1 protein-coding gene is annotated in these 213 nt (G+C 56.3%); it reads right to left on the bottom strand.

Going from position 1 to position 213, the window contains the following annotated elements; all coding sequences use genetic code 11:
- A partial coding sequence (locus AK963_RS34805; RefSeq protein ID WP_175404864.1) for a hypothetical protein occupies nt 1-213 on the bottom strand: 213 nt, incomplete at both ends.

Raw genomic sequence — 213 nt, 5'->3', positions numbered from 1 at the left:
AATCCTTAACCACCGCATCCGGTGTGACCTGCTCGGGTTTCTGCTTGCCATCCGGTGTCAACAGCAGGCCCCTCAGGCAACATTGTTCCTTAAAGCGCGCTAGCTCCAGTGTTGCTTTGGCTGCCTGATAATCCTTAACCACCGCATCCGGTGTGACCTGCTCGGGTTTCTGCTTGCCATCCGGTGTCAACAGCAGGCCCCTCAGGCAACATT

Source organism: Endozoicomonas atrinae, from assembly GCF_001647025.1.
Taxonomy (GTDB): domain Bacteria; phylum Pseudomonadota; class Gammaproteobacteria; order Pseudomonadales; family Endozoicomonadaceae; genus Endozoicomonas; species Endozoicomonas atrinae.
The sequence above is the reverse complement of the archived record's forward strand: the minus strand, read 5'-3'. Positions and strand labels throughout refer to the sequence as shown.